The organism is Blautia faecis (assembly GCF_020554845.1).
GTDB classification, from domain to species: Bacteria; Bacillota; Clostridia; order Lachnospirales; family Lachnospiraceae; genus Blautia_A; species Blautia_A faecis.
Genome location: NZ_JAJCIA010000062.1, coordinates 1 through 13203, shown reverse-complemented (window position 1 = coordinate 13203; position 13203 = coordinate 1). Strand labels below are relative to the sequence as shown.

Genomic DNA, 13203 nt, shown 5'->3' with positions numbered 1-13203 from the left:
GATACTGTATTTGGTAGTTTTATTATAGCATTTTTCTTAATTGTTAGACAGTCTGGCGTACCGTTCGGTACACGGCGGTTTCAATAGTTGACGTGCACAGACTGATAGGCTGTGGCTAAATCATAGAAGCCACTGTTTATCAGTCTTTCTTTTGTCATGGCTTTCTTAACTGTCGTCAGATTGGCACAATACCAGTGTCCCCTTCGACAGTTTGCCGCCATGTTCGCATAATATTCATGGATTCCCATTTTTATCAGATTTCTCTTCTTTGTTCTGGGCAATTTCCATTGTTTCCATATACACATACGTATTCTGTGATAGAGCCATCCGTTGACGTCATCTATGTTGTTCTTCATACTTGCAATTCCGTAATAGTTAAGCCATCCCCTCGCATATACCTTAATCTTCTCAAGGCTTGGCTTGATTGACTGACATCGCTTACGGGAAGATAACTCCTTCAGTCTAGACTTAAACTTCTTCCATGACTTCGTATGAACTCGGACATAAATGCCTTTTCCGTTCCTTCCCAATGCAAAGCCAAGGAATTTAAAATTTCGGATTGCAAACACGCTGACAGTACGGCTCTTTTCTCGGTTGACTGTAAGTTTCAGCCTCTCCTCAAGATATTTTGTACTGCTTTCCAAGAGTCTCTCTGATGCTCGCTTGCTCTTTGCAAGAAGCACGATGTCATCTGCATATCTTATGCATGGAACACCTCTTTTCAAGAATTCCTGGTCGAACTCATTGAGGTAGACATTTGCCAGCAACGGTGATAGATTTCCACCTTGTGGCGAGCCTTCCTCTGTGTCAATGACTACTCCGTTTTCCATTACACCGCTCTTCAGATAGCGCTTTATCAGCTGTACTACACGTTCAGCTTTTACATTCTTTCGGAGAAGATTGATGAGAATTTCGTGATTAAGAGTATCGAAGTACTTTGACAAGTCAAGGACTACAGCAAATGTATAGCCTTGTTCGGCATACTCCTTAACCTTAAGTATTGCGTCTTTTGCACTTCTGTTCGGACGATAGCCATAGCTACCCTCTGCAAACAGCGGTTCATAGATTGGCACTAACTGTTGGGTTATTGCCTGTTGAAGTGTACGGTCTACCACTGTTGGTATGCCAAGCTTTCGCACACCACCATCTGGTTTGGGAATCTCAACTCGTCTTACTGAAGACGGAGTATACTTTCCACGATAAATGCGGTCGGTTATCTCTTGTTGATGTTCCTTTAGATATGGAAGAGCCTCCTCAATGGTCATGCCATCAATTCCTGGCGCTCCCTTGTTTGCCTTGACTCTCTTATACGCTCTGTTAAAGTTGTCTTTATACAGTATCGCTTCCAAAAGTCTCGGCTGTGCACTGTCTCTTTCTTTCCATATCCGATTGAATGACCTAGACGCTTTTGCATACCCTTCGTGTTCCGCACTATCTCTCTGCGAACAGTCATTGTTTTCAATGTTTTCTGCCATAGACGGTCATTCCTCCTTTCTCGGTCATACTTAAGATTCCTACTGATTCGGTCCTTCACCTCTCGGCTACTATGACCTCTGCTGACTTCTGTGCGTTCAGCATTGCTTTATGCAATGGTTACCTCTTTCAAGGCGTACCGCACAGACCTCCCTGGGTACCACACGTTTCTTCCTCTCCATCCATCTGCCTCATTTATCACGCAGGATTCCGTGTAGTTATTGGGCTTTGACTTGGGTGGCAGTCTTACCCTCATGCATAACCTTATATGAGATTTCTGTTCGTCAGACCAGAGATTTGCCCGGGGTTAGTCTGTTCCCACATCCGGCTTCCTTCAGATTCCACCTCACGATGGACACCCTTGCCTTCGGCTATATCCTTCCCACTACCGGGCGGATTCGGGACTTTAACCCGTTAGAAACGTGCGCCGCCAGGCGCACCACGCAAAAAAACGGAAAGGAAACCGTAGTTACTGTTTTCTTTCCGTTTTTTACTATAATTTCTTTTTTTAATTTTACACAACTTATCGTTTTTCACACATATAAAGCGGACATCCGCATTCGCTTTGCAACCTGTCAGTGGGAGCTGTACCGTACGGAATTTTCAGTTCAGAAAATTCCTACCTGTGAACAGTTACTACAATTCTACCATATGTTTTGTGAAAAAGTATTTCGCGGCTCCAACAGCTGACGCTTCTTTCTTATACGAACAATTTTTCAAGTATGAAACATCGTGCTCAAAGCCATTATATGCTATCACTTTTTCTCCCAGTGGTATCATATAATCTGACAATACACCTCCCACATCACCTCCTAGTATGATATCCATATCATATGCCATCCGCAGATTTGATATCAAAACAGCAAGATGATCCAGATACTCATTCCATTTCTGCAAAATTTTTTCATTACCACTTTCAATTTTTTCCATAAATGCATCCAGTGACTGCCTGTTATCTTTTGTCAGTACACTTGCAGCACAATATGCATCTGCACATCCTGATTTACCACAATAACACTTTCTTCCACCGGGAACGAGTATCATGTGACCAAACTCCCCTGCTTTCTGGTTCTGCCCTCGAAACAGCTTTCCATCTATGCAGAATGCACCTCCTAATGTGTGGTTCAAAGACAGATATATCGCATTTGGATACTTTTGCTTTTTTTCTGCAAGCATTGCAGCATTAGCATCGTTTTCAAAATATGCTGGAATTTCCAGAGCCTGCTCTAAAAAGCGCAGACTATAATTCTCTATACCTAAAGCATGGGATTTTAAAACAATCCGTTCTTTCTGATCAATAATTCCTGGAATCGCCACTCCAATCCCAAGTAGCGTGTCCTTCGCTACTTCGCCTTCCAGAAAAGTTTTGACCTTTTGTGCCACCTCTGTACAATAAGATAATTCAGCCGTAAATTTTAAACGGATGCGATCTTTTTTTATAATCTCATCTCCAAGATTTACTAATACCATTTCTATATGATTCGCTGTAATCAAAATTCCCATTGCATGACAGTATGACTTATTAATCCCTATACTTTTTGCCTTCCTTCCACCGGTTGAAGCATATTCCCCAGTTTCTTCCAACACCCTTTTTTCTAACAAGTCATTCACATTTGCTAACACAGTCGGCATACTCAAGTTTAACTCTTTTGCGATTTCTGCCTTGGATGTAACATGATTGTTTAGAACATAATTAATTATTTTTTTTCTTGTTATATTTTTTTTATCTTTATTTTCCGTTTTCTTACCCTCTTTTATTAAATATATTATAAAAGAATTATATGCTTTTTTATTCTTCTTGTAAAGTAATGTTCTATAATAAAAATTTGCTGCATTCAGAAATAGTTACTGTTCCCTCCGATTTTCGTATGCTTATCTCACAGCAAAGCAGTACCACACCGGTACAGCCTGCTGAATCAATCAATACGAAAACGGAGGTATTTTTTATGCGAGAACTCAGAAACACAAAAATCATCGCTGTAGATCATGGCTATGGCAATATGAAAACAGCAAACACCGTCACGCCAACCGGAATCAAAGCCTATGAAACAGAACCACTCTTCTGCATCATTCCATATTTCCCATGAAGAATGTTGTAAATTAGTACTATCCACAACGATAACAGGTAATTTAATTATTCGTATTTTTTCCCAATAATGTAAATCGAAACTACCATACCACCTAATATCATAATTAAGAAAATTTTATTCAAAATATCCCATAAAGCTATATTGAAACAATTGATTATTATAATACCTGCAAGAGGATATAGAACAACCGTTGCAAGTGTCCATATTTTTAAAGTTGTGCAGATGTATATCCAATTTTCATTGTTAAAAGATAAACCAACTAGATGTATTCTAAAAATTCCTTGTGAAACATAATTTATCTTATTGGCATCATAATATGTTGGTAATATGTCTTTTGCAAAGAAACAAAACCATGCACCAAATAAAAGCATTCCCCCTGTAACCAGCAATATATCCCCTTTCATCTCAGCTAACGAACTTTCAGATACAACTAACATAATAATTTCTGTAATAGATATAAAAAAACATAACAAATATGCTAATATCCAGTTTTTTCTATGCTGGTGAATAGAATCCCTAACAGCCATATCGAGAGAGCCTACCACCAATTCCTCGATTTCTTTTTTTTCAATATTTTTCTGTGTATCTATTTTTTCTCCACGTAACAATTCTGTAACGGTAACATCTAATATATCAGCTATTGGTATGAGTAATACGACATTGGGCATACTAAGACCACGTTCCCATTTGCTAACTGTTTTATCTGATACATATAATTTTTCAGCCAAATCCTTTTGAGTTAAATTCTTTTCCTTTCTTAATTCGGTTACAAATAAACCGAATTTTTCATTACTAATCTGATACATATATCCACCTCCTGCACACATATTATAATGAGAGTGTGCATAAATCAATCGACCAGCAGTAGAATTGCAGAATATTAGCACATAATTCATCAAATAATCTCCCCATTATGATTATTTCTATAAAGTTATATTCGAATATTTTTTAAGCCATACTATGGAATAATTAAATCGTCAACTTATAACTATGACGGAAAAAACCAGCCTTCCGAAACTTAGAAAAGATCACTTTCTATAGAATTGTAATTTGCTTCTTTGGCCCCTTATAAACACAAAAGCTGAACAAACAGGATTTTTCGTCCTACTTGTTCAGCTCTTTGTTTACCTGTAAATCAGTTCTTTTAACACAATCTCTTCTGCTGCATTCCGGATATTATTTACAGCTCCAACCCACACCATCTGATCACGAGCTTTCAATTCTTCCGTAACGCCTTGCTTCTCCATCATCTGACGCACCAGAATATCCATCCTCTCCTGTGCTTCATCGTCCACAGCATTCAGATGTTCTGTTAATCTGTCTTCCAACATATACAGAGAATACATTGCCGGACGATGCTCCTTCAGATACGTTTTCCGAATCATTCCATATTTCCCATAATGCGGTTCTTCATCTGTACTGACAAGATTCGGATAGTAAATTCCGTCTGCTCCCAGTGTGTAGGTTCCACCTATTTTTTCAAATGTGCTTTTCATGTGTTATTCCTCCTTGAAATCAGCGATATTCTTAGATCATCGCAAAATATTTCAGGACAGCCTTGATAGCATACAAAATGGAAGTTATCTATTTCTCCTCTTCGTTAAGACCTAGTTCATTACATATTACTTGCTATCCCTGATACCTTATTCTTTCTACCAGCGTTTCCTTTTTCAGATTACTGCTTAAAACGAGGGAAAGCACAATCTGCAAAAGACTGACCAGCAAAATCATAGCAAGAATTGGTGTAATTGGAACATGATAGACATTCATTCCAAATATTCCATTATGCTTTGCATAGGCAAAGAGCGCATAGCCAAGTGGCAGACCAACGATAAGTGCTACACATATGGTGCCAACCGTAAAAATCAGTCCCTGTAACTGCAGGCATAAATTTAATTGTTTATTTGTCATACCCACAGCCTGTAATACACCATATTCCTGCTTCTTCGTGGTGATATTGATGATCATGGTGTTTGCCAGATTCATAAACCCAATGAGACCGACAATTGCCATGAACAGATAGCAGCCAAGCTTCATCATACGGCTTGCGTATTCTGCAGTTTGCAATTCTGCGTGATAGGTGTTCAGCTTGATATGAGAAGTATCGGAGAGCAGGTCATTCAGGCTTTGCTCTACAGATGCCACATCTTTTTTAGCACAATCCACCCACAGGTATCCATAAGATGTCCCTTTCGGATCTACAGAGCGGTATACTTCTTCCGGAATGACCAGATAAGTGTCCGCGCTTACAAAGGAGCCTGCGATTTTTCCATGATAGGTATAGGTTCCGCTTCCGTTATCAAAGTTGAATGTAATCGGTGCACCCGCAGAATACCCGTCAGCTTCCATCCACATGGACCAGCCAAAGAAAACATCCCCGTTTTTGACAGCCTGTGCATAGTCCATGGAACCGATATCGCCATCCCCGCGCATCATTTCAAAATCCTCTTGATTTACGATTGCAACCGGAAATTTTGTTCCGTTCAGATCTGCAGAGACGATTTCTCTCGTCAGTACATCCGTTACACCGGGGATGGATTTGATTTCTTTAATCAATGAATCATTCAGTGGGTTGTTCTGTAGGATTGTGTCCAGATTATTCTCCGAATAGGCTTCATCATAATTCTGGGAATAATCCAGCTGCAACTCAAATTGTCCATGGTTGATTGCAATCCGCGCCTCGTACTCCGGGTCAATATTTCCAACATAATTAGAGATAATTACAAACAATACACAGGAAAGCCCCATGGTAAGAATCGTAGCAATGGTTCTTTTCGGATTGCCTGTCACATTTGCCATTGCCATGGAGAAAACGGTGACATCTTTTCTGCCTTTTCGTCTGCCCTGTTTTTGCGTTTTGGAGCCGTCAAGATACCGTGTCGCTTCGATTGGTGAAATCCGGGAAACAATTTTCATGGGTTTGCGCAGAGCCAAAACGACCGTAAGAAACGATACAAAAATGCAGATGAGCATAATTGTTAGTGAAAACAGAGGCACCTGATGGTTCTTGATTCCGGACGATACCAGATTTCCCTGCTCCACCAGCCAGTTGAAACTGACTTTTGCAATCAGGAAACCAAACAGCAGCCCCAGCGGTATCGAAAGAACCGCCAGAAGAATGCCCTCACGAAAGATCAACTGCTTCATCTGCTTTCTGGTTGCACCCAGCGCCTTGATTTTTCCGTACTCCTGAACCTTCTGGGCGATCCCGACCTGGAAGATATTATAAATGACCACAACGGAAAACAGCACGATTCCGAGGATCAGGGTTCCACAAACCACAATCATTTCATAGCTCGGCTGCAATACCCACTGCAGGTAGAGGTCATTGATGATCACGTTTTTCTGGTCAATGCCGCAGAAATCCGCGATTTCTTTTATAACAGGCGCAACATTATTCATAGATACATTTGCAGAATCGCTCAAGGTAAAATAGATATTATATTGCCTGTCACCCTCCGCAACACGCTCATTATAAAAATCCTGCGAACCGAATACAACATAGGAAGCCTCGATGGTATATTCATCCCGGTCATATAAAATCCCGCTGACAGTAAATTCCACCGGTGCGTATTCCGACTGCATGCCGGAACGGTACTCCAATGTTACGATGTCTCCGACCTTTACATCATGGTATCCCACTGCATCAAAGAAAGCGCGTCCTGCGGCAATTTCCTGCGCCTTTTCCGGATAGGTACCTTCCTTCAACACATATTCCTGATTATAGGGAAGCATTTTCCTGACCGTTTCATCCGCACTGACAAAGCCGCCATTTTCATTTCCTTTCAGGATGCCCTCCGTACACATGATGCCGATATCAGATATCTCAGCTCTGCGTTCCACTTCTTTTAATTGCGTACCATCTGCGGCGATAAACAGGCCATAATTGCTTCCATATGAGCTTGCCGCCTGACTTTTCTGCAAACGGATCATTCCATTTCCCACAGTACTGATAATCACAAGCAGCATCGTAGTCAGACATATGGACATCATAATCAGTATACTTCTTGTCTTGTTCTTTTTGGCATTGCTATATGCAATCCTGCTTATTGTCTTCATCTGAAATCCACCACCTGTCCGTCCTCAATCACCAGAATACGGTCAGCGACCTGTGCAATTTCGTCATCATGGGTAATCATTACAATTGTCTGTCCATATTTTTTTGCTGTCATCTTAAGCAGAGCGATTACCTCATCACTGGTCTTAGAATCAAGATTTCCTGTCGGCTCATCTGCAAATATAATTTCCGGACGATTCACCAGTGCTCTTGCAATTGCTACTCTCTGCTGCTGTCCTCCGGATAACTGATTTGGCAGATTATAAATCCGGTTTTCAATCCCCAGAGTTGCAATAATATCATTTACATACGCTTCATCCACTTTTCTTCCATCCAGCCCCAGTGGCAGTACAATATTTTCCCAGACATTAACAGATGAAACCAGATTAAATGCCTGAAAAACAAATCCGATTTTTCTTCTGCGGAAAACAGCAAGGGCATCTTCCTTCATCCTGTATAAATCTTTCCCTGCTAAAGTAACACTGCCTTTTGTCGGGGTGTCTAGCCCTCCAAGCATATGAAGTAATGTACTTTTACCGGAACCTGACTTTCCAACAATTGCGACAAATTCTCCCTGCTCAATCTGAATGTCCACCTGATTGACCGCTTTGACCTGATTCTCACCTGCGCCATAAAACTTACAAAGCTGCTTGGTTTCTAATATCACACTCATGTGTTGCCTCCTTTTCATCCTACATCCAGATTGTATCAGGACAATCTTTCATTTCACTTTCAAAAAACGAGCAGAAGTCTTACAGAATTGTAAGATTTCTGCTCACTTAAAATTTAACCAACATATGGTAATTGAATCACAAACGTGCTTCCTTTTTTCTTTTTGCCGGAGGTTACCGTGATCGTACCTGCGTGTTTTTCGATAATTTCTCTCGATAGAAAAAGTCCGATTCCTGTACCACTCTTTTCCATGACCTCCCTGGAACTTCCTCTGTAAAATCGTTGAAAAATTTTGTGATACTCATTCTGCGGAATACCAATTCCCTGATCCTCAATTTCCATTCTTACAAGATCGTTTCTTTTTTGTAACCGGATAAATATTTTTGAACCACACGGACTGTACTTGACCGCATTATCCAGAACGTTGATCACAGCTTCACCAAGCCACCTTTTATCCTGCATAATCGTGCATGTTTCCAGCTCTTTTTCATAGTCAAAAACGAATTCAATTTCTTTCTCATCCGCTTTGGGATAAGTGCGGTTCACAGCAGATATGACAGTATCCATAAGCGGAAGCTTTTTCTTATTAATCTGAATCAGTCCAGTTTCCATCTTGGATATTTCAAGAAGCGACTGCAATAATGTCTCCAGTCCATCCAGAGCACTCCGACAACGGATACGAAACTCCTCCTGTTCTGTGGCACTTAAGTCATTCTGCATCAGCACACTAAAACATGTATCCAAAGCTGCAACCGGTGTCTTTAACTGGTGAGAAATATCAGAAACCATTTCTTTCGTGTTCTCCTTTTCTGCCCTTGCTTCTTCCTTTATCAACTGAATATGATGTCCGATTGCTTCAAGCTGGTCATTCAATTTTTCCAGTTCTGCATGATTTTCCGTTTTCAGTAAATCATCAAATTTATTTTCACGGAATCTGATCAGAATTTCTTCCAACTGGTCTAAAATTTTCTGATGACACGCATCTTCTTTTTTCTTCCAATAAAGTAAAAAAGTCAAAAGAAGCACGCATATCACAGTGCTTACAGCACCGGTCACCATAACCTGATGCCGGAATTGCGAATAAAATGCATTCCCTTTATTCCCCCAGTATCCATATTGCTCCAATAATCGCCTTCCCTGTTCGTTGGTTTCAATATCCTTATCCTTAAGCAATTCCGAAACAGCATCCAGCCCGGAAAATTCTTCCTTTGCAGCAATCTCTGTCATAAGATTCATTTTATATTTATAATCTTCATAAAACACATACGTGGTAAAGCAATTTAATATTGCAAACAATAATATGACAGGTAATACCAAGGAGAGCACTACTGTAATCTTCTTGCGATATCTCTTTGTCACTGCCTTACCTCCTGATTCCATATATACCCAAGACCTCTGATATTCTTTATATAGACCGGTGCAGCCGGATTGTCTTCGATTTTCTCACGGAGTCTTCTGATATTGACAGCAATTGTATTTTCATCCACAAAATCCCCTTCCAGATCAAACACATTTTCCAATATTTGTGTTTTTGAAAGAATCTGTTTCGGATTCTGAAGAAAAAAAGTCAGCATTTTCAACTCCGTTTTTGTCAGACTGATTTCACGACTCTTTATCAGGACTTTCATTTCTCCTGCGATAAATACGATATCTCCCGAAATCATCTTTCCGGCTTCCGTTTTCTCCTGTCTGCGACGGAAATATGCTTCTATTTTCAAAAGAAGTACCGAAAGACTAAACGGCTTTGTAATATAATCATCTGCCCCTGCTTCATATCCCATGACCTGATCCATCTCCTGATCTAGTGCTGTAAGACAAATAATGTATGTATTATAATTGCATCTCATCCACCTTACAAATTCCAGTCCATTCCCATCCGGAAGATTCACATCACAAATGGTAACATCCACATTATTATCACTTGCAATTCTTTTCGCTTTTTTCACTGATTCTGCTGAAAAAACCTCATATCCGGATTTTTTCAGTGAGAATGTAATTCCACGATTTAAATTTTCATCATCTTCAACCACGAGTATACCTGGCATAGCATCTGCACCTCTCTTTATTAACTATTCATCTTAAAATGCTTCAATGCCTCCACAATTGCACTCTCTTTATCTTCTGGACACTGCGGTTGCCTGCTATCTTCATTTTTAGGTAAATTATAATTCTTTCCAACCTCAATTCCGCATTTTCTCTTTACCTGTGAGATATACAGATTGGAAACCTTCATGCCGGCATTATGTTCAGCCACATATTTCTTTATCTCATCATATGTAGCCTTAGTCTCTGCAGATGTTATATCATATCATCAAGTTCAATCGTGACATTAATCTAATCATCCGGCTTTTGTTTCAGTTGGGACAAAAGAACAACCGTCTCCACCGACACCGTATTCGGGAACATATCAACCGGGCAGACTTTCTTCAATTCGTAGCCTCTTTCACAAAGATACTTCAAATCCCGTGCCAGAGTTGCGCTGTCGCAGCTTACGTAAACTACCCGGTCGGGCTGCATTTTGATAATGGTAGAAAGCAAGGTCTCGTCGCAGCCTTTTCTCGGCGGGTCTACTACAATCACGTCAGCACGCTCACCAGTGCGGGCAAACTGCTCTGGAAGCACTTCCTCTGCTTTTCCCACAAAAAATTCCGTATTATCAAATCCGTTCAGGCGCGCATTCTCTTTAGCATTCTCAATGGCAGCAGGAATGATCTCCACGCCCCTTACCATCTTTGCCTTCTGTGCAAGAAACAGAGAAATTGTTCCAATTCCGCAGTAAAGATCCCACACAGTCTCATTTCCGGAAAGTTGTGCATATTCCAGTGCTTTTCCATAAAGACGCCCTGTCTGGTAAGGATTTACCTGAAAAAAGGACAGCGGCGAAATCTGATAGGAAATCTCTCCGATCTTGTCTGTAATGTATGGCTGTCCCCAGAGCAGCCGCACCTTTTCCCCAAGGATCACATTATTTCGCTTCTTATTCACATTTACCATCACACTGACAGCCTCCGGAATCTGACGAAGGGATTTCACCAGAGCCTCTTCGCCAGGAAGATTCTCCCCGTTAATGATCAGACAGACCATCATCTCGTCCGTAAAAAAGCCATATCGAATCAGCACATGGCGCACTAAGCCCTTGCCAGTATTCTCATCATACGGCTGGATGTGGAACTTCTCCATATGAGCGATCACACGATCCAAAACCTCCTTATTCCGTGTTACCCCAAGAGCACAATCCCGGTTCTCAATAATACTGTGGGTACGGCCGGCATAAAATCCGGTAATAATTCTGCCGTCTTTTGACTTTCCAACTGGAAACTGCGCTTTATTTCTATAGTGGAAAGGCCGGTCCATTCCCAGGATTTTCTCCATAGGAATATCTGTAAAGCCGCCAATCCGCTCCAAATGTCCCCTGACTTTGGAAGTCTTAAATTCCAGCTGCTTCTCATAAGAAAGGGCCTGCAGCTGGCAACCTCCGCATTGTCTTGCGAACTGACACTTCGGCTCCACACGGTCAGGAGATGGGGTGATAATCTCCTCCAATCTTCCGTAACCGTAATTTTTCTTCGCTTTCATGATCTTTGCGCGGACTGTGTCTCCGATTACTGCATCTTTGACAAAAACGGTGAAGCCATCAGCCTTTCCGATACCTTCACCGTCAATTCCGCAATCTTCAATCTTTAACGTAACAATATCATTCTTACGATACTCCATAAAGATTACCATTCTCCTGTCTTTCTTAAGTTAGATTCAAATATTCTGTTAAATCCAAGCCATTCTTTCTTGCTCTTATCTGCTGCAAAAATCTCGGTAAGAGTCTCCATGCGGGCATCTGTATTATCTGCAAGATTCAAAGCAACTGCCTCTACCATAGCAGGTTTCTTAGGGGAACCGTACTCAAGTTCGCCATGATGTGCCAGAATACAATGTACCAGCTGGTTCTCCAGATCCAATGGAAAGTCCGGTATCTCCTTAATCAGATCATGAATCATCTGTGCTCCGATTATAATATGGCCCAGAAGCTGTCCCTCATCTGTATAATCATTCAGTGGAAAAGAAGAAAGTTCTCTTGTCTTTCCTACATCATGAAGAAGTGCTGCTGTGATCAGCATATCTCGCTTGATCACCGGATAAGCAGATGCCATATAATCACAAAGCCTGGCAACACTTAAAGTATGCTCCATCAGCCCGCCTATAAAGCCATGATGTACGGTTTTGGCTGCGGAATGCTCCTCGAAAGATTTCAAAAATTCTTTATCCTCTATAAACAGTTTCTTCAAAAGTGTATTCAGATAGGTATTCTTCACAGTGCCGATCATGGCAACCAGCTGGGTATACATATCATCCGTGCTGTTCTCACTTACCGGAAGATAATCTGCCGGATTGTACTCACCCTCGCCTGCTTTGCGCACACGCTTGATATTCAGCTGCATAGCTCCTGCAAAGCTGGTCACGTCTCCCATGACTTCAATGTAATCCAGTGCGTCAAAATCATCAATTCCAAGAGAATTCGGATCCCAGATCTTTCCATCCATCATTCCAGTCTTATCCTGGAGTATAATATTCTCATAAGGCTTTCCGTTCTTGGTCACAGCCGGCTGCTTCTGCTTACACAGATAAATGCCACTGATCCGGTCGCCTTCATGCAACTCATTTAAAAAACGCATAATTTCCTTCCCTTTCTAAAAAAGACACGTCCGTTTTCCCAGACATTACAATCTTTTGTATCATAACAAATATTTATGAACATTTTATGAATTTCTCCCCACTTTTTCCTTTTCAAGTCCTTGAAAATCATGTACAATAAGGTGTGCAGTAATTATTGTTTACAAATTTGCTATTTAATGTGTTGGTCATTATCCCGGACGCGATTTCACAATGTATATTCACCGCCGCGCGTCGCAACGTTCC

General features: G+C 40.9%; 12 protein-coding genes. 1 reads left to right on the top strand and 11 read right to left on the bottom strand.

Features of this window, described 5'->3' with window-relative positions; genetic code table 11:
• Window positions 1-80: 80 nt before the first annotated feature.
• Both ltrA and LIZ66_RS17885 read right to left on the bottom strand, forming a co-directional pair.
• The gene (gene ltrA, locus LIZ66_RS17890) at window positions 81-1475 is read right to left on the bottom strand and encodes a group II intron reverse transcriptase/maturase (protein WP_227201158.1); all 1395 of its coding nucleotides are present in this window, start codon (window positions 1473-1475) and stop codon (window positions 81-83) included.
• 634 nt (window positions 1476-2109) lie between these two features.
• Window positions 2110-3189 carry an ROK family transcriptional regulator gene (locus LIZ66_RS17885; RefSeq protein ID WP_227201159.1) on the bottom strand — a complete coding sequence of 360 codons (1080 nt, stop codon included), beginning with the start codon at window positions 3187-3189 and terminating at the stop codon, window positions 2110-2112.
• Window positions 3190-3419: 230 nt separating this feature from the next.
• Here LIZ66_RS17885 and LIZ66_RS18825 point away from each other — a divergent pair, with 230 nt between their 5' ends.
• Window positions 3420-3560 carry a hypothetical protein gene (locus LIZ66_RS18825; RefSeq protein WP_302199063.1) on the top strand — a complete coding sequence of 47 codons (141 nt, stop codon included), beginning with the start codon at window positions 3420-3422 and terminating at the stop codon, window positions 3558-3560.
• A gap of 47 nt (window positions 3561-3607) precedes the next feature.
• On the opposite strand, the gene LIZ66_RS17875 is transcribed toward LIZ66_RS18825, so the two are convergent.
• The 9 genes from LIZ66_RS17875 to LIZ66_RS17825 all read right to left on the bottom strand — a co-directional run bounded on the left by LIZ66_RS17875 (window position 3608) and on the right by LIZ66_RS17825 (window position 12959).
• A complete protein-coding gene (locus tag LIZ66_RS17875) occupies window positions 3608-4369 on the bottom strand; it encodes a helix-turn-helix domain-containing protein (protein ID WP_173735085.1) in 762 nt (253 codons plus the stop codon).
• Between the two features lie 318 nt (window positions 4370-4687).
• Window positions 4688-5059 (bottom strand): TnpV protein, encoded by a 372-nt coding sequence (locus tag LIZ66_RS17870; RefSeq protein ID WP_173735086.1) that lies wholly within the window; start codon window positions 5057-5059, stop codon window positions 4688-4690.
• Between the two features lie 133 nt (window positions 5060-5192).
• Complete coding sequence (locus tag LIZ66_RS17865) at window positions 5193-7622, bottom strand: ABC transporter permease (protein WP_173771804.1); 2430 nt, start codon at window positions 7620-7622, stop codon at window positions 5193-5195.
• Entirely contained in the window at window positions 7619-8293 is a 675-nt protein-coding gene (locus LIZ66_RS17860; protein ID WP_006426335.1) for an ABC transporter ATP-binding protein, read from the bottom strand. Before LIZ66_RS17860 ends, LIZ66_RS17865 begins: the two co-directional genes overlap by 4 nt.
• A 113-nt stretch (window positions 8294-8406) precedes the next feature.
• Window positions 8407-9672: a sensor histidine kinase gene (locus LIZ66_RS18625; protein ID WP_264467182.1), complete on the bottom strand. Its 1266-nt coding sequence runs from the start codon at window positions 9670-9672 to the stop codon at window positions 8407-8409.
• Window positions 9648-10337 (bottom strand): response regulator transcription factor, encoded by a 690-nt coding sequence (locus LIZ66_RS17840; RefSeq protein WP_117494501.1) that lies wholly within the window; start codon window positions 10335-10337, stop codon window positions 9648-9650. The genes LIZ66_RS18625 and LIZ66_RS17840 overlap by 25 nt, the downstream gene beginning before the upstream one ends.
• 20 nt (window positions 10338-10357) lie before the next feature.
• Entirely contained in the window at window positions 10358-10546 is a 189-nt protein-coding gene (locus LIZ66_RS17835) for a tRNA (uracil-5-)-methyltransferase (RefSeq protein WP_202030777.1), read from the bottom strand.
• An 80-nt stretch (window positions 10547-10626) separates the two neighbouring features.
• Complete coding sequence (gene rlmD / locus LIZ66_RS17830) at window positions 10627-12006, bottom strand: 23S rRNA (uracil(1939)-C(5))-methyltransferase RlmD (RefSeq protein ID WP_227201157.1); 1380 nt, start codon at window positions 12004-12006, stop codon at window positions 10627-10629.
• 5 nt (window positions 12007-12011) lie between these two features.
• Complete coding sequence (locus tag LIZ66_RS17825; protein ID WP_118581317.1) at window positions 12012-12959, bottom strand: 3'-5' exoribonuclease YhaM family protein; 948 nt, start codon at window positions 12957-12959, stop codon at window positions 12012-12014.
• Window positions 12960-13203 lie beyond the last annotated feature (244 nt).